At 66.3% G+C, this 16,381-nt stretch carries 14 protein-coding genes; 8 read left to right on the top strand and 6 right to left on the bottom strand.

Annotated elements, in window-relative coordinates:
* Positions 1-33 precede the first annotated feature (33 nt).
* Positions 34-813 carry a cell wall hydrolase gene (locus R2834_05135; protein MEZ4699691.1) on the bottom strand — a complete coding sequence of 260 codons (780 nt, stop codon included), beginning with the start codon at positions 811-813 and terminating at the stop codon, positions 34-36.
* Positions 814-932: 119 nt separating this feature from the next.
* Here R2834_05135 and hisI point away from each other — a divergent pair, with 119 nt between their 5' ends.
* A complete protein-coding gene (hisI, locus tag R2834_05130; GenBank protein MEZ4699690.1) occupies positions 933-1,331 on the top strand; it encodes a phosphoribosyl-AMP cyclohydrolase in 399 nt (132 codons plus the stop codon).
* Between the two features lie 126 nt (positions 1,332-1,457).
* Here hisI and R2834_05125 read toward each other — a convergent pair whose 3' ends face one another.
* The 3 genes from R2834_05125 to R2834_05115 form a co-directional block, all read right to left on the bottom strand.
* Positions 1,458-2,843 carry a pitrilysin family protein gene (locus R2834_05125; GenBank protein ID MEZ4699689.1) on the bottom strand — a complete coding sequence of 462 codons (1,386 nt, stop codon included), beginning with the start codon at positions 2,841-2,843 and terminating at the stop codon, positions 1,458-1,460.
* Between the two features lie 69 nt (positions 2,844-2,912).
* On the bottom strand, positions 2,913-4,304 hold the full coding sequence (locus R2834_05120) for a pitrilysin family protein (GenBank protein ID MEZ4699688.1): 1,392 nt from the start codon (positions 4,302-4,304) through the stop codon (positions 2,913-2,915).
* Positions 4,305-4,432: 128 nt separating this feature from the next.
* Entirely contained in the window at positions 4,433-5,803 is a 1,371-nt protein-coding gene (locus R2834_05115) for a M23 family metallopeptidase (GenBank protein MEZ4699687.1), read from the bottom strand.
* A gap of 560 nt (positions 5,804-6,363) precedes the next feature.
* On the opposite strand from R2834_05115, the gene R2834_05110 reads away from it, so the two are divergent.
* Positions 6,364-6,492, top strand: a complete 129-nt coding sequence (locus tag R2834_05110; GenBank protein MEZ4699686.1) for a hypothetical protein — start codon at positions 6,364-6,366, stop codon at positions 6,490-6,492.
* Between the two features lie 429 nt (positions 6,493-6,921).
* Positions 6,922-7,458, top strand: coding sequence for a hypothetical protein (locus R2834_05105; protein MEZ4699685.1), 537 nt, complete (start codon positions 6,922-6,924; stop codon positions 7,456-7,458).
* Between the two features lie 12 nt (positions 7,459-7,470).
* Here the strand turns inward: R2834_05105 and R2834_05100 are convergent, their stop codons facing one another.
* Positions 7,471-10,290, bottom strand: coding sequence for a glycosyl hydrolase (locus R2834_05100; GenBank protein MEZ4699684.1), 2,820 nt, complete (start codon positions 10,288-10,290; stop codon positions 7,471-7,473).
* Between the two features lie 221 nt (positions 10,291-10,511).
* Between R2834_05100 and R2834_05095 the strand changes: the two genes are divergently transcribed.
* Genes R2834_05095 through R2834_05075 form a run of 5 tightly spaced genes read left to right on the top strand, consistent with a single transcriptional unit; the run spans position 10,512 to position 15,145 of the window.
* Positions 10,512-11,048 (top strand): RNA polymerase sigma factor, encoded by a 537-nt coding sequence (locus R2834_05095; protein MEZ4699683.1) that lies wholly within the window; start codon positions 10,512-10,514, stop codon positions 11,046-11,048.
* A gap of 30 nt (positions 11,049-11,078) precedes the next feature.
* Entirely contained in the window at positions 11,079-11,876 is a 798-nt protein-coding gene (locus R2834_05090; GenBank protein ID MEZ4699682.1) for a hypothetical protein, read from the top strand.
* Positions 11,877-11,914: 38 nt separating this feature from the next.
* A complete protein-coding gene (locus tag R2834_05085) occupies positions 11,915-13,465 on the top strand; it encodes a HEAT repeat domain-containing protein (GenBank protein MEZ4699681.1) in 1,551 nt (516 codons plus the stop codon).
* 40 nt (positions 13,466-13,505) lie between these two features.
* Complete coding sequence (locus tag R2834_05080; protein ID MEZ4699680.1) at positions 13,506-14,045, top strand: HEAT repeat domain-containing protein; 540 nt, start codon at positions 13,506-13,508, stop codon at positions 14,043-14,045.
* Positions 14,042-15,145, top strand: a complete 1,104-nt coding sequence (locus R2834_05075) for a HEAT repeat domain-containing protein (GenBank protein ID MEZ4699679.1) — start codon at positions 14,042-14,044, stop codon at positions 15,143-15,145. Before R2834_05080 ends, R2834_05075 begins: the two co-directional genes overlap by 4 nt.
* Before the next feature lie 20 nt (positions 15,146-15,165).
* Here R2834_05075 and R2834_05070 read toward each other — a convergent pair whose 3' ends face one another.
* Positions 15,166-16,263: a sugar phosphate isomerase/epimerase gene (locus R2834_05070; GenBank protein ID MEZ4699678.1), complete on the bottom strand. Its 1,098-nt coding sequence runs from the start codon at positions 16,261-16,263 to the stop codon at positions 15,166-15,168.
* Positions 16,264-16,381: the final 118 nt, after the last annotated feature.

Here is a 16,381-nt window from a genome sequence, read left to right as displayed (position 1 = left end):
TAGTAACCCGCCATCCTCGCGTTGGGGTCCCGTCTACTTCCAGCCCACCTTGCGGGTGCCGCCGACGCTGGGTCGCGCCGGCCTCAGGACGCGTCCGCTCGGCTGAAGCCGCGTGCTCCGGGTCGACGTCCGCGGCCGCGCCGCCTGCAGCGTCTGACGCGTTTCTTCCTGGAACGACCGGATCCGTTCGGTGGGGGCCTGGCTGGCGAGGAAGGGGTCCTGGCTTTCGTCGATCTGCTCGAAAAAGAGGAATCGCTTCGGATCGATCGAACGATCGGCGAGGTCGAGCGGCGTGGCGTTCACCGCCCACGGCGGCGTCTTGCCGCCTTTCATCGAAACCGGACTGTAGAAATGCCGCGTCTCCCGGGAAAGCGGCCGGTTCAGATCCGGCGCGTCGTAGACCTTCATCGCCACCTGCAGCGCGCCGAGCCAGCTATCGACCTTGCTGTGCTGGTTCAGACCGAGCAGGTAGGTCCGCCGCGGGCTCGGGGTGTTGAACGCGCTGAATTGAAGGGGTTCGAGGACGACCTCGCGGTACGAATCGCCCCGATAGCGCGTTTCCACGCGGTTGCGGACCACCCACGCGACCAGCTCCTGCTCGTCCGCGCGATCCGATTCCGACAGGATGCAGCGGGCCAGCCACATCACCTCGTCCATCGCCAGGGGCGGTAACTTGCGGAGCGCCTCCAGCACCGCCTCGCCGTCGCCGGCGGGCGACGCCCCGGCGGCGGCCTGGCCGACGAACCCCATCGCCACGATCAGCGCGAGGCCGGCGAGCCGGCGAATTTTCCAGCCGTGAGAAAATGATTCCATATCCCGGGGATCTGTCGTCGACGGAAACCAAAGCGCGGAGTGCGCTTTCAGAACGGTTCATCGTACCCATGCTGGGCCATGCGTGCCCCTCATCATCCGAAACAAACCTCACCGACACCATGCGCGCCGATGCTCTCCTCGAACAGGTCAAATTTAATGCCGACGGACTCGTGATCGCAGTGGCGCAGGATCATGCCACGGGAGAGGTCCTCATGCTGGCCTACATGAACGAGGCGACACTCCGCCAGACGATCGAAACGGGCGTGATGACGTACTGGAGCCGGTCGCGCCAGAAGGTGTGGGTGAAAGGCGAAAGCAGCGGCAACACCCAGATCGTGCGCCAGGCGTCGATCGATTGCGACGGCGACGCGCTCCTCTTCAAGGTCGAACAGCAGGGCGCGGCGGCCTGTCATACGGGGCGCGTCTCCTGCTTCTACCGCAGCCTGGAAGGTGACGATCTCGTCGTAACCAGCGAACCCCAGTTCGACCCGAATGCCGTCTATGGAAAGGGGGTTTAAGGGGGGAGGTTCAAGGTTCAAGGTTGGGCATAGGCCCTATCCCCCCGCCAGGTCCCCCGTCAAATCCCTCAAACCTTGAACCTCAAACCTTGAACCTCAAACCTTGAACCTCAAACCCTCACCCCCTCAGTCGCTCGCGATGGGGCCGAAGCCGGCGACCTGGCTCTGGATGGCCTTGCGATCGCCCGAGATGACGATGAGCATGTCCTCGTCCCGCAGGTAGGTCTGCGTGATGCGTTGCACGTCGTCCGGGGTGACGGCGTGGATGCGCTCGACGAAGGTGGACAGGTAGGTGTCCGGCAGGCCGTGGAGGTTCAGGAAGTTGATCTGGCCGATGATGCCCTGCCGCGATGAGTTCTGCAGGACGAACGTGCCGGCCATGTAGTTCTTGATGCCATCCAGCTCCTCGGCGCTCGGCGGCTCTTGCTGGAGGCGGTTGATCTCGTAAAAAATCTCCTTGATCGCCGGCCCCGTCACATCGGTCGTGACCGCCGCCGTCTGCACCCAGTAGCCATCGCGGTAGCGGACGGATACCGAGCTGAACGGGGAGTACGTGTAGCCCTTTTCCTCACGGATGTTGCGCGTGATGCGCGAGCCGAAGGAGCCGCCCAGCAGCGAATTGGTGACCAGCAGCGGGATATAATCCGGATTCGACGGGTCGATGGTGGGCAGGCCGATGTAGACATTCGATTGGGCGGCGCCAGGGATGTCGACGATGTAGACCTCGCGCTGCGACCTCGGCGTCGGCAGCTCACGCGAGGACTCCATGCCGCCCTTCCACTTGCCGAACGCGGCTTCGACCGCCGAGCGGACCGCCTGCTCGTCGAACACGCCGGCGATATAGAGCCGCGCGCGCGAGGCGTTGAAATGGGTGTTGTAGAAGGCGCGGACTTGCTCGATGGTGTAGCCCTCGACCATCGCTTCCGTCGGGAAGATGCGGCCATAGGGATGTTCGCCGTACATCACCTTGCGAAACTCGGCCAGGGCGATCGCCTGCGGCTGGGTTTTCTGGATGCTGAGTTCGCGCACGCGATCGCGTTTGAGGCGATCGATCTCGCTGCCCGGCAGGCTCGGGTTCTGTGCGATGTCGGCGATGAGCGCAAGGATGTCCGGCGCGAACTCGCTCAGCACGTCGCCCGCGATCGACGTCTGGTCCAGCCCGACGCCAATGTTGATCTCGCCGCCCATCCGCGCGGCTTCCGCGGCGATGTCTTCGGCGGAGCGGCTGTTCGTGCCTTCTTCCATCAGATCGCCGAGGAGATCGGCCAGCCAGATCTCGTTTGCGCCCTCATCGGCGTTGCCGGCGTCGATGATCAGCTGCACGGTGGCTTTGGGCAGCGTGCCGTAGGGGATGAGCGTCACGACGAGGCCGTTGCTCAGGGTGAGTTCGGATTTCGCCGGTAGGACGAAGTCGCGCGGCGGGTCGCCCGGAGGCGGAGTCTGCTTCTGGGCGAGTGCGGGCGTGGCGACGAGGCCGAGGGCCAGGAGCCCGAGCGTGGAAAGGCGGAGCATGATCGTTCTGGAAATGGGGTTCGCTAACTGGGAAGGACACGGGTGGCGCGCCAGGGCGCCGCACCCGGCTCAGCCCGTAGGTTTCTGGGGCGATTCGAACGCCGGCTCGACGGAGAGGACCGTGCGGTTCGTCGGACTCAGGTATTCGCGCGCCGTTTTGAGCAGGAGTTCGGGGGTAACCTTCCGGAACTCCGCCTCGAGGTCGTTGATGCGCGACGGGTCGTCGTCGAACAACGCGAACGAGGCCAGCAGGTCGGCCCGGCCGAAGCCGAAGAAGTCGCCGGCGGCGTCGTAGAGGTTCGAGCGCATCTTGACGACGGCGCGGTCCAGGGTTTCCTGGTCCACTTCCTTCGCCGTAAGGTCCGCGATCACCGCGTCGAGTGCGGCGATGATCGAGTCGCCCGGTACGTTCGAGTCGTGGAAGAGCGAGCCCACCCAGAGCATCGGCCCGTTGTAGTTGAACATGTTGCCGATCAGGTTGATGCCGCCGTCGACGCTGCCCGTCAGGCCCCGGTTCTTGACGAGTTCCTGGCGGATCCGGCTGTCGTTGCCCTGGAGCAGGATCTGGTCGATCAGGCCCATGGCGTAATATTCAGGCGTGTTGCGCTCGGGCATGTGGTAGGCGAAGGCCAGCGCCGGCCGCTGGGCCAGCTTGTCGGTTTTGCTGGCCCGCTTCTCCGCGGTCTGCCGGGGCTCGGTGAGGTCCGGCATGGCCGGCAGGTCGGAGGGCTCGATGTCGGCGAAGTAGGTGCGGACCAGCTCCATCGCGTGCGCCTCCTCGAAGTCGCCCACGATCACGAGGGCCGCGTTGTTGGGGGCGTAGAAGGTGTGGAAAAACGCCTGCACGTCTTCCAGCGTCGCGGCCTCGAGGTCGCCCATCTCGCTGTAGAAGTTGTGGGCGTTGTGCCAGTTTTCGTTGGCGTACTGCGGCATGTCCAGCCACGGGAAACCGCCGTAGGGCTGGTTGATCACATTGACGCGGACCTCGTTCTTCACCACGTCCTGCTGGTTGACGAGGTTCTCCTGGGTGACGGCGAGGCCCTTCATGCGGTCCGCCTCGGCCCAGAGGATGGTCTCCAGCTTGTGCGCCGGCACGATCTGGAAGTAATTCGTGAAGTCGAACCGCGTCGATCCGTTGAGCACGCCGCCGTTGTTCTGCACGAGGGACACGAACTCCATCTTGCCCAGGTTTTCCGAGCCCTGGAACATCATGTGTTCGAAGAGATGGGCGAAGCCGGTGCGGTCGCGCGGCTCGTTGCGGAAGCCGATGTTGTAGTAGACGGCCACGACTACGGTCGGCGCCGTCTTATCCTGGGAGAGCACGACGCGGAGCCCGTTGTCGAGCTTATGGTAACTGACCGGCACCTGGTAGGTCGATGGCGCCGGCGCCTCGTCGGAGGGGGAACAGGCCGAAAGGGCGACGCTCACGAAGAGCGCGCCCGCAGCGAGAGAGAAACGCATGGAAGTCGAGGTTGGATGATGAGCCACCTGCGGCGGCGTCCGGTGGATGTCGTGTAGTTGGAGCCGGACGCGTTGAGCCTGCGTACGGGCGACGGGCCTCCGAGGTTGCGACGGGCGGTTTCGCGCGCCTACTCGGTGAATTCGATCCATCCTGTGCGCCCGCTCGGCGCGGTCACGCCGAGGTAGCCGCCGAACTCCCCGAAGACCGGGAGCTGACTGGCGACGCGCACGCTGTCGATGGGATACGAGGTGGAAGTCGCCGCGCGCCGGATGGGGAGGCCCTCGGCGATCTCGAGGCTGCGGATTGGTTCGCTGGCCGTTTCGATCTGGTGGGCGAGGATGAAGCCTTCTTCGCCGTCGGGCAGCGCCACGCGGTACCAGTCGCCGCTGCCGGCCAGGAGGCGCAGCGCCGTGTTGCGCGGCAGCTCGTAGCGCTTGTCGGCGCGTGGCTGGGGCGCGGCGCGGAGGAACGCGAGGCTCGCCGTGACGCGCGCCCACTCACCCAGGCGCGACGTGTCCGCCGCGAGCGTCAGGGGAGCGTTCTGCATCGGGTTGATATACGGCAGGGGGTCGACCGCGCGGCGGGTGGTGTAGATGCCGAAATGCAGATGCGACGGCGTGCTGATCGCATTGCCCGTGTTGCCGACCGTTCCGAGCGTATCGCCGGCTTCGACCCGCGTGTTGGGCTCGACTAGCTGCCGGTCCAGGTGGGCATAATAATAGGCCTGGTTGCGCATCGCATCCCGCACCCAGATGACCTTCCCTCCGATGGTCGTCTCGTCGATCCGCGCCACATAGCCCGGAGAGATCGCGACCACCGGGGTGCCGCGCGGGGCGAAGATATCCACCCCCTCATGCGAACGCCGGCCCCCGTCGCGGTCGGCGCCGAACAGGCTCTGCACGGCCGACCGGCCTCGGCCGGCAACCGGAAAACCGAGCGAGGCGTCGACGGTGATATCCACCGTGTATCGCCCGCCCCGAAGCAGCTCGGGCTGCAGGCGGAGGACGTAGGACAGATCTTCCCGGGCCTCGACGATCAGCCGGTTGGTGCTGTCGGCGATGGCGACGTGCCGCAGGCCGGCGGAAGAATCTTCCGGCACTTCGAACAGATCGACGAATACGATGGCGGAGTCGCTGGCCTGCAGGGCGATCTGTACGTCGAGGCGCTGGCCCTGGTACAGGTGGATCTGGTAGGCGCGGGCGGTGACTTCGCGGGGGTCGAGAAAGCCTACTTCCTGGTACGGCGATTCGATGGCAAGCGGGGCGGAAACGGCTTCGGAGCCGGCGTCGATCCACGTGCGCCCGAGGGCGGTGCCGTCGAGATGCGCCGTGCGGAGCGCATCGACGTAGGCGTCGTACGGGGTTTGATGGAGGTTCTGTACGCCACGAACCACGCGTTCGTTGGCGCATCCGGAGGCCAGCACGAGCCCCAGTCCGGCGGCGCATACCAGGTGATAGAAGCCTCGAACGGTCTGCGATCCAGGTGTCAGCATCATCATGACGAATGGGTCAAACGGCACAGCGAGCGCGTTTTCCTGACGTCCACCATGCGGGTAGGCGATGGAGCGTCGGACCGGTTGGGCGGTCGTGGATGTACGCGCCGCTGATGACTACGGTTGCAGCGGCGCGTTCGCAGGCGGGTTGCAACGCCGGCGCCGGCCGCTCGTGATCGGTCTTGATGAGGTGATTGCGATGGGGATTGAGGTGCCTAAAGATACATGCCGGCATCGAATCAAGATGTAAAATGATGTTGACAACTCGGGGCGAAGACCCCCGATGCGGTACGGCACCCCCTATGAACGACCTTGCGCGCGCGGAAATCTGCCGGCGACGGCGCGGATGGATGACAAGCTCTGGCGCATGTTTTTTTCGGCATGCCGTGTGCAGGCGCACCGGTCTGTACGTCAAAACACGTCAAAGAATTGACACAGAATCGTGGAGTCCTGTGACAATCAGGTGATTTTTGACGCACACGCTTAAGGTAACTTAGGCTTACCAATGAGGTACTTCATGTGCCTTTTGTGCCATCCCGACATCAACCTCACAGGAGGTGATTGCCATGACGCTCTCATACATCATCAATGCCCTGACCAGCCTCGACTCCCAGATGCTCTATGCGACCATCGTATGGGGTACGGCCGCGCTTATCGCGGGTCTGGCGTTCAGGAAATGCCTCAAGGAAGCGTAGGCCGTTGTTCGGAAGGCGCCCACGGGCGCTCCTGAAGCGTGCGCCGTTCTTGTCTTTATTGCTCCAAACCACGTCACCGCGCGCCGGCTCCATCTCGTGAGCCCGACACCTCCACGCGCATCCGGCGGCGCATCGTCCTGCGCCAAACCAATACGCTCTGTACACGCCTCCCTGGCGACGACGCCTTTCTGTCGCCAGGGAGTTTTTTTATGCAGATAGGCCGAACGGCGTCCAGCCTCATGACCCTGAGCGGGCCGGCGACGTTACGACGGAGCGTGAGGTGGGACGCGCACGGTACTTAGACATCGAACCGATGCGGGATGCGGGATTTTCCTGTAAGAACGTCTTTTGACGCCACCGACCTGCTACAGCGCGCCGTCCGGGGCGCCGAGACGAAGGGAACTCATGAACGGGAATCCGATGCATCCCATGAACCCCATACAACGAGGCGTGCTCGCGCTGCTGATCCTGGCGTTCGCCGGCTGCGGCGTGTTCGAGGAGAAAGACGAGCCCGAGCGCGACTTCATGGCCGAGATTCAGGAGCACGCCGCGGCCTTCGTCCAGGAAGCCGGCATGCGCGGGATCGACGTGTCGGCATCCATGGCCACGGTCGTCTTCAAGATCGAGGAAGAGATCCTCTACGAAGGACGCTCCCTATGCGGTCTGGCGCCGTGGTATGCCGACCCGCAATCGACGTCTCGGACCATCTCGATCGTCGTCAACGAACGGTGCTGGACGACGCGTCCGGTCGAGGACAACGAAGCGCTGATCTTTCACGAGCTGGGGCATATGGTGCTGGACCGGTTTCATCGCGACGACCTGTTGCCCAACAACAGCCGATCGAGCCTCATGGTCAGCGGAAATCTGGCAGGCATCTACGCCGGCAACGCCCGCCCGCGGCGTACCTATTACGTCGACGAATTGTTCGACGCCGAAACCCCCGTGCCGGACTGGGCCCTCGAGTAGCGGGGGCATGCGTCAATAGCCCGATAGCTCCCGGGGATCCGGCTTCACCGTGAACGGCTGTTCGTAGGTCGTGCCGCCGACGCGAAGGCGCGCCGTAAAGGCGCCCGTGAGGAGGCGCGCCTCGGTGCCGGCCTCACCGTCGCCGCCGCGCCGGCCGGGGATGACGGGGCTCCACACGACGCGATGCAGGCCGGCGCGCGTGCCGAACGGCTCCGCCGGCACGCGCCACTGCGGCGACGTGCGAGGCAGACCGGAAGGCTGCCGGCCCGCCGGCCGATCGGCCGGCTCGCCGAACGTCGCGACGACTTCGCCGCTCGCATCGAGCACCTCGAGGTTCACCGGTCCGGTCGCATCCTCCCTGAGGTAATAGTAGATAAACGCCGGCCCCCGGCTGCCCGTCCACGGGTCGTCGTTTCCGGGGTTTTGGGCCTGCGGCTCATCCTTGGGGAGGGGCGTCGCGTTGTCCCCGCCCTGGTCGTAGTTGATCGCATCCGCCGGCTTGAAGAGGTGCGCCTCGCTCGCGAGGATCGCGTCGCTCAGCTGGCGCAGCGGGCTGATGTCGTCCATGACCCAGATGCCGCGGCCGAAACTGCCGACGATGAGATCGTTGCCGTAGATCTGGAAGTCGCGCATCGACGAGGCCGGCAGGTTGAGCTGGAGCGGCTGCCACCGGTCGCCGTCGTCGAACGAGACGAATACGCCGCGTTCGGTGCCGGCGAACAGGAGCCCGCGCCGCACGGGGTCTTCCTTCACCACATGCACATAGGCCCCCGCTGGCAGCCCCGTCGTGATCTGCTGCCACGTCTTGCCCTGGTCGCGCGTTCGGTAGATGTACGGGTCGAAGTCCTGCAACTGGTGACGGTCCACGCTCGCGTAGGCGGTGTCCACGTCGAAGTGCGAGGCTTCCATCATGGTGACGCGGCTCCACGCCGTGAGGGCGGCCGGCGTCACGTTCTGCCAGCTTCCGCCGTCGTCGCGCGTGAGCTGGATGTAGCCGTCGTCGGTGCCGATCCACAGGGTCTTCGTGTGGATGGGGGAGGGCGCGATGGTGTAGATAACGCCGCGCCGGTCGTTGCCGACATTGTTGCGGGCCGCCTCGTCGAGGTTCGATGGAATGCCGGGGTTCTCCCGCGTCAGATCGGGGCTGATCTGCGTCCAGCTTTTGGCGCCGTCCGTGCTTTTGAAGAGGAACTGGCTGGCGTAGTACATCGCCCGCTGATCGGCCTCGGACCGCACCAGCGGCTGGGTCCAGTCGGTGCGCGCCGGCGCGTCGGCGCTCGTCGGCGTCGTGGTGTCCGGTATCTGCCGGTTCTGGGCGATGTCCCAGCGCTCGCCGGTGCCGCCGAAGATGATGCCCGGGTGCAGCGGGTCGCCGCAGGTGTAGCCGCTTTCCCCGCCGGCGCCGACGGGCTCCCAGTCCCGCATTGAGATCTCGGCGAATTTCCCGCGGGACCGCACCGCCACCGCGCCGCTGTCCTGCTGCGCGCCCGTCACCCAGTACGGGAAGCGGTAGTCGATGGCGATGTGGTAGAGCTGGGCCGTGGGCTGGTTGAGCCACGACGTGTAGGTGATGGCCATTGGGTCGGCGTCCCTGGCGTTGTGCGTGATGACGCAGCCCTGGTCGCTGGCGATGACGATGGTGTTGGGGTCCGCCGGCGAGATCCAGATCTGGTGGTAGTCGTCGCCGCCCGGCGAACCGCGAATCACATCCCAGGTCTTGCCGCCGTCGAGGGTGCGGTTGAACGCCACGTTCGGGACGTAGACGATGTCCGCGTCCTGCGGGTCGACCGCGATCTTCTCGAAATACCACCCGCGCCCCCAGAGCGCCGGGTCGTTGGAGAGCCGGCGCCACGAGGCCCCTGCGTCGTCGGAGCGGTAGACGCCGCCCTGCTTGGGCGCCTGCCGCCGGCCGCCGCCCGAGGAGGCGTCAGCGCCCGGATCGGGCAGCAGGCAATCAACCACGGCGTAGAGGCGCGACGGCTCGGAGGGCGCCACGGCGATGCCGGTGCGGCCGATGTCGGAGGCGGGAAGGCCGTTGGTCATCGGCTTCCACGTCGAACCGCCGTCGGTCGACTTGTACAGGCCGCCGCCCGGGCCGTTCGTGGGGGCATACACGAACCAGGGCGGACGCCGGGTATTCCACAGGCCGGCGTAGACGACCTCCGAATCGCTCGGGTCGATCACGACCTCCACCGCGCCGACATCCGCATTTTTGTACAGCACCTTCTGCCACGAACGGCCGCCGTCGGTGCTCCTGAACACGCCGCGTTCCTCGTTCGCCGCATAAAGCGAGCCGATGGCGGCGACGAACACGATGTCCGGATTGCGGGGATCGATCGCGATCTTGCCGATATGCTGGGTGCCGGCCAGGCCGAGGTGCGTCCACGTCTTGCCCGCATCCGTCGATTTGTAGACGCCGTTGCCGAAGCCGGCGGAGTCGCGCAGGGTCGATTCGCCCGTGCCGACATAGACGACGTCGGGGTCGGATTCGGACACCGCGATGGCCCCGATCGAGGCGACCGGCTGGTCGTCGAAGATGGGCTCCCACACGCGTCCCGCGTCGATGGACTTCCAGACGCCGCCGTTTACCGCGCCGAAGTAGAACTCGTTCGGCCGGCCGATGACGCCGCTCACCGCATCGACACGGCCGCCGCGGAAGGGACCGAGCAGGCGCCAGCGCAGGCCGTCGAGCCGGGCGTCTGCCGCCGCCAGCGCCCCGAATGGGCGCGCTTCGGGAGCGGCGAGCAGGTGACGGGGGAGCGTGGGGGTCAGGGCAACCAGCGCGCCGGCCTGTCCGGCGCGCGCGATGAATTCGCGACGCGTATGGTTCACGGTCAACTCACGTTTAAAACGGGCGGTTTTCGTGGGATCGGCGACCCATCCGCTGCCGCCGCAGCGCACGGATCCACCGACCGTATCGCCAATATAGCAGAATGGGTGGATTTGCACCTTCTGCCCCGTCACCCGCCCCAACTTTCTTTCCCGCGCCGTAAACGAATCCCGCAGACCCCTCGTCTTAGCAGGCGTAACCGATTCACGATGGAGCCGGACAGGTGCTCGAACAGGCAGGATTTCATAACGGGACCGCTTTCCGCGAGGTGGTGCGCGAGCACCAGCGAGGGGTCTATGCCTTCGCCCTGCACCTGACCGGCAACCATCACGACGCGGAAGATCTTTCACAGGATGTCTTTATCCAGGCCCATCGGACGCTGGCTTCGTTCCGCGGGGACGGATCCCTGCGCTCCTGGCTCCTCCGGATCACGGTGAACACCTTTGTCTCCGGTCGGCGCAAAAAGAGCCTGACCATGGTCCAGCCGCGCGACCTCTTCGATCACGAGGTCGCGTCCGACCAGGCGGGACCCGAGCAGGATGCCCAGGCCACGGCGATCCGGCTCGAGGTCGAGCGGGCCCTGGAAGACCTGTCGCCCCAGGAGCGGGCGGCCTTCGCGCTGCGGTTCCATAGCGACCTGCCGGTTCGCGAGGTCGCCGAAGCGATGGGGGTAGCGGACGGGACCGTCAAGAGCCTCCTGTTCCGCGCCGTCCAGAAGCTCCGCCGGCAACTCGGCCACCTCGTGGCCGACCTGACGTGAAACCGGATGATCCATCCAAACCCTGATGCCATGAACGCCGAACCGTGCAAGGAATACGAAGACCGGCTCTACGCCGCTCTCTTCGACGAGGTCGACGACACCGCGCGCGCCGAGGTCGACGTGCACCGCGCCGGCTGCCCCGCCTGCGACACGGCGTACCGGCAGGCGGAAGCGGCGGTCCACCTCGTGACGCGCCACGCGCCGGAGCTGCCCGACGAGGCCTACTGGGATACCTATTACGACCGGCTGCAGGCGCGCCTCGCGGCCGCGCCGGCCACCGCTTCCCGCGCGGATCGCGCGCCGGCTCGCCGGCGCTGGCAGCCGGCCGTCCTGCGCATCGCCGCCGTCGCGGTCATCCTGCTGCTCGGCGTCCTCATCGGCCGGAGCACGGTCGAACGGCGCCCGGTCGGCCCCTCTGAGCCGGATCCAGGGATCATCCAGGCGTCGCTGGACGCCCAGACCGTGCGGTACCTCGACCGGACCAACGTGCTGCTGCTCGGACTCGTCAATTTCGACCCGGTCGAAGACGATCCAGCCGGCATCAACCTGCCGGCGCGGCAGCGCATGGCACGCAGCCTGCTCGAAGAAACGGTCGCCCTGAACGAAGCCCTCGACCCGAGCGAGCGCCTGATGCTCCGCGAACTGATGGCGGATCTCGAACGCGTCCTGCTCCAGATCGCGAACCTGGAAACGAGCGTCGATCTGCCGTCCATCGAACTGGTGCAGCGGGGCGTCGACCAGAACGCCCTGCTCCTGAAAATCAACCTGGCCCGGATGCGCGTGGTCGAACAACAGGCCGTTCAGGCCCCGATCCCCACCACGCTGTAGATCCTGCCACCCCTGTTTTTATCCGAAGAGATCATACCATGAAAAAGAACCTCATCGTCCTCGTCGTGCTCGTCTGTGTCGCCGGCGGCGTGCCCGGCATCGCCTCGGCGCAAAACGCCTCGGCCGACGCGGCCTACAGCGCGGCGTACGACCTCGTGCTCGGCGAACGCTGGGACGAGGCGCAAACGGCCCTGGCGGCCTTCCTCCGCGACCATGGGTCGAGTCCGTGGCAGGACGACGCCCGGTACTGGACCTGCTATGTCGATGAAAAGCGCTCCGGCGCATCGAAAGCCGCGTTTTCCTGCTACCAGGCGTTCACCGAGCGCTACCGGGACAGCAACTGGGCCGACGACGCGAAGGTGAACATGGTGCGTATCGGTCAGGAGCTCGTCCGCGCCGGCAACCCGGAGTATGCCACGCTGGTGAAGTCCATGCAGGCGAGCGACGACGAAGAAGTGGCGCTTGCGGCGCTCTACGCGCTCCAGAACGTAGGGGACGACCGGGCGCTGCAGACGGTCATGGCGCTGTACGACCGCTCCACGAGCGAGCGCATGCGGGGCAAGATCGTGTACGTGCTCGGCAACTTCGACGGGGATGCCGTCACCGCCAAACTCGCCGAGATCGCCATGAGCGACGCGAGCACCTCGGTGCGCAAGAACGCGGTGTATGCGCTCGGCAATCGGGACGAGGCCGAATCGGTCGAACGGCTCAAGGCGATCCTGACCTCGAAGGCCGACACCGAGGTCAAGAAGGCGGCGCTGAATGCGCTGGGGAATAGCGACGTCGCGGGCCTCGCCGCGTACCTGGGCGACCTGGCGCGTACGACGGACGACGCCGAACTCGGCAAGACCGCGGCGTTTGCCCTGGGCAATACCGACGATCCGGCCGCGACGCGCATCCTCGCCGGCCTGCTGGCGAACGCCCGGTCGGACGAGGTGCGGAAAGCGTCGCTCTTCGCGCTGGGCAACCGCGACGAGGCCGAGGCGCAGCAGGCCATCAAGACGATCGCGCTCGACGCCAACGCCAGCATCGAACTCCGCAAGAACGCGGTCTTCGCCCTCGCCAACCAGGACGACAGCGGGCCCATGATCAAGCAGGTGTTCGAGGCCTCCCGGGAGACGGAATTGCGCAAGGCCGCGCTCTACGCCATCGGCAACACCGAAAGCGCCGAGATGAAGGCGTTCCTGGTCCAGACGGCCATCAACGACCCCGATACCGAAATCGCAAAAGCCGCCACCTATGCGCTCTCGAACCAGCTGGAGGACGGGGAGGCGGATGTCCTCATGCGGATCATCTCCGAGTCGACCCGCAGCGAGGTGAAGAAGGCGGCGCTCTACCAGCTGGCGGAGCAGGATGTGAGTGAGTCGCTGGCGCTGCTGAAGCGCCTGCTGGAGGACGAGAAAGACGTCGAACTGCGCAAGGCGGTCGTCTATGCCATCGGCAACACGGAATCCGACGACGCCGTCCCGATCCTGCTCGACGCCGCCCGCAACGACGCCTCCGTCGATGTCCGCAAGGCCGCCGTCAATGCCCTCGGCAACATCGGCAGCCCGAAAGCGCAGGAGGCGATCCTGCAGCTGCTGAATTGAGGCCGCATCCATCCGTTCGCAACCCAAACCGACCGATCCCATGTCCGCACCCGCAAAACACACCCTGCCGGCCCTGGCGCTGATCCTCGTGCTGTCCGCCGGCGTCGTCTTCGAGGTCAAGTGGCTCTATCGCTCCTGGGTCGACCAGGGGTGGCTCTACGAATGGGTGTCGTCCTGGAGAGGCGGCCCGGAGCGGGCCGAGCCTCGCTACGAAGCACGTTTCGTGCTGGAGGTCGCCCCGACGGCGCCCGAGGCGGTCGCCCGCGCCGGCCGGGACGTGCGGATGGCGGCCCTGCACGCCCTGGCGCAGGACGGATCGGCCGAGGCCCTGAAGGCGCTGATCCGCATCCTGGAGGACGATATGGACGCCGACATCCGCCGGCAGGCGGCCTACGCGCTCGGCCAGCGGGGAGACGCCCATGCGGTCAAGGCCCTGCTCAAGGTGGCCATGTCGCAGACCGCGGCGGATGTCCGCAAGGCGGCCGTGCACGCTCTGGGCGAGATCGATACCGAGGCCGCGCGCGAGGCGTTGCGCCAGGTCATCGAAACCTATGCACCCCTCGCCGAGGTACGCCGATGACGATCCGCCCGAACATCCTTGTGCTGGCGGTGCTGCTGTGGGCCGGCTTCGCGGCGGCGCCGGCCGGCGCCCAGCCCATCGTTCACCTCCCCGACGCGCAACGGGCCGCCAGCCTGGGAGCGCGAAGGACCTGGGCCCTGGACGCGGCGCGCGGCGACCGGGCGTCCGACTACTGGGTCGCCTACTCCATCGAGCGCCTCATGCACGCGCGCTCGTTCATCGGCTCGTTCTCGTCGGATCGGCAGCGCCGCGAGCCGTCGCTTTCGCTCCTGCTCTACGGCCGCGAGGTGGAGCCGTTGTACGATGACGACAACGCGTACGACGCGCTGCCCGTGACGGTGCGCAAGGAAGTGGTCTACCTCGTTCGGTACGACCGGAATGCCGTGCCCGTGGACGTCACCATCTCCAGCATCTCGCTGGCGGTCGGCCTGGATGGGCTGCCGCTCTACTGGCTCGGGAAGGCGGACGCGCCGGAGAGCATCGCGCAGATGCGGTCCATCTATGAGGCGGCGCAGCGTCTGGATGCCCGTGAGCATGCCCTCATGGCCGTCGCGCTGCATCGCAACGAGCCGGCGGCGCTGGACTTCCTCCTCGCCGTGCTCGACGTGCGGACGCCCGCCGCGCTGCGCGAGAAAGCGGCGTTCTGGATGGGACAGCAGAGCGATCCGCGCGCCCTGGCGGCGATCGAAAAGACGATGCGCAACGATCCCTCGATGGAGGTCCGCGAGCAGGCGGTGTTTGCGCTCAGCCAGATGGATCTGCCCGAGGCGACGGATCTCCTGATCGAGACGGCGCGGCACGAAAAAGTAACCGAAGTGCGTAAAAAGGCCGTCTTCTGGCTCGGTCAGAAAGCCTCGAAGCAGGTGCTGGCCGTGTTGTCGGACATTGTGGCGGAAGAAAGCGACACGGAGGTGCAGAAACAGGCGCTGTATGCGCTGGCGCAGATGCCGGCGGAAGACGGCGTGCCCGTGCTCATCCGCATCGCACGGACGCACCCGAACGTGCGGCTCCGGAAACAGGCCATCTACATGCTGGGAGAAAGCGACGATCCGCGCGCGCTGGAGACGCTGGTCGAGCTGGCGCGGATGAGCGGCCGCTGAACGGGCGCTGAACGGGCGCGTTACCGCTTAAGCCCGAGCCCCAGCACTTCCTTGCAGAATGTCAGACTGCGTTCGAGCTCGGCCTTCTGGTAGGCCTGCTGCGCCGTGGCCGGGTCGGTGCCGGCGGCCGGCCGGAAGCTCGTGATGGCGCGGCCTTTTTTGGCCAGCGCGATGAACCGGGCGAACTCGGGGGCGCGGACGTCGCCGTAGAGGTCCCAGAATCCGGGGTCCAGATACGCATAGGGGCGGGCGAAGCCGGAGATGATCTCGAGCTGGACCGGCGTGTTGGGGCAGATCTGTTCGTAGCGATCCATATACGCCTTCATATCCACGCAGCCCTCGCCCACGGCGGTCCACTGCACCATCGCGCCCTGCTCGTACTCCCAGATCATCGAGTCGCGGATGCCGGTCGAGACGGCGTAGGGGCCGAGGATCTCGAGGTTGACCAGCGGGTCCTCGAGGGTCCACGTGGCGTTGCCGGAGTCGAGCGTGGCGCCGACGTATTCCGGGCCGGCTTCCTCGATCAGCTCCACCAGCTCCCAGGCCTGCATGTCGCCGGCGTGGTTTTCGATCGCGATCTTGACCCCCGCGTCGAGCGCGCGGCTCCGGACCGCCTTGCAGACGCGGACGGTGTCGGCCATGCGGGCGCGCAGACCGCCCTCGGTGCCGCGGTCTTCCGCGCGTCCCTGGTAGCAGCGGGCGACCGACGATCCGAGCCGCTCGGCCACGCGGATCACCAGGGCGAGGTGCTCTTCGGCGGTGCCGAAGCGGCCGTCCCACGCGGTGGAGGAGGGGCAGATCCCGCCGGTGCCGGCCTGGATCTCGATGCCGTGGTCATCCGCCCGTTTCTTGACGTCCTTCAGGTAGGCGTCGTCGTGGCGCTCGTAGACGTCGAGATCGGAGAACAGCACGGTATCGACGCCCTGCGTCGCGGCGTAGTCCAGCAGTTGTGGCGCTTTCCAGCCGAAGGCGCGGATCGAGAAATTGTCGAAGCCGAGTTTGATGTTACGTGCAGCCGTGCGCGGCGCCGGCGTGGAGGGTGCGGGCGAAAAAAGGCCCGGGAACGCGCTCAGGGGAGCGATCGATGCAACGGTCTGGGCGAATGCGCGGCGATTCATGGCGTCATGGGATGGGATCGAAAACGTTTGCGGCAAGATCTGATACTTTTGCATACTTTACAACGGGTTTTCGCGTTGTTGGAGTAGCCACGCCGGCCGATGGGGGCCGGCCGCGCAT

The sequence above is a fragment of the Rhodothermales bacterium genome, from assembly GCA_041391505.1.
Taxonomy (GTDB): domain Bacteria; phylum Bacteroidota; class Rhodothermia; order Rhodothermales; family JAHQVL01; genus JAWKNW01.
This window is presented reverse-complemented; position numbering and strand designations above follow the sequence as displayed.

What these genes read in the sequence shown, in the direction of transcription:
- R2834_05070 (MEZ4699678.1), bottom strand. Translation starts at nt 16,263, where the DNA reads ATGAATCGCCGCGCATTCGCCCAGACCGTTGCATCGATCGCTCCCCTG.
- R2834_05120 (MEZ4699688.1), bottom strand. Translation starts at nt 4,304, where the DNA reads ATGCGTTTCTCTCTCGCTGCGGGCGCGCTCTTCGTGAGCGTCGCCCTT.
- R2834_05105 (MEZ4699685.1), top strand. Translation starts at nt 6,922, where the DNA reads ATGAACCCCATACAACGAGGCGTGCTCGCGCTGCTGATCCTGGCGTTC.
- R2834_05090 (MEZ4699682.1), top strand. Translation starts at nt 11,079, where the DNA reads ATGAACGCCGAACCGTGCAAGGAATACGAAGACCGGCTCTACGCCGCT.
- R2834_05135 (MEZ4699691.1), bottom strand. Translation starts at nt 813, where the DNA reads ATGGAATCATTTTCTCACGGCTGGAAAATTCGCCGGCTCGCCGGCCTC.
- R2834_05110 (MEZ4699686.1), top strand. Translation starts at nt 6,364, where the DNA reads ATGACGCTCTCATACATCATCAATGCCCTGACCAGCCTCGACTCCCAG.
- R2834_05085 (MEZ4699681.1), top strand. Translation starts at nt 11,915, where the DNA reads ATGAAAAAGAACCTCATCGTCCTCGTCGTGCTCGTCTGTGTCGCCGGC.
- R2834_05115 (MEZ4699687.1), bottom strand. Translation starts at nt 5,803, where the DNA reads ATGATGATGCTGACACCTGGATCGCAGACCGTTCGAGGCTTCTATCAC.
- R2834_05125 (MEZ4699689.1), bottom strand. Translation starts at nt 2,843, where the DNA reads ATGCTCCGCCTTTCCACGCTCGGGCTCCTGGCCCTCGGCCTCGTCGCC.
- R2834_05080 (MEZ4699680.1), top strand. Translation starts at nt 13,506, where the DNA reads ATGTCCGCACCCGCAAAACACACCCTGCCGGCCCTGGCGCTGATCCTC.
- hisI (MEZ4699690.1), top strand. Translation starts at nt 933, where the DNA reads ATGCGCGCCGATGCTCTCCTCGAACAGGTCAAATTTAATGCCGACGGA.
- R2834_05075 (MEZ4699679.1), top strand. Translation starts at nt 14,042, where the DNA reads ATGACGATCCGCCCGAACATCCTTGTGCTGGCGGTGCTGCTGTGGGCC.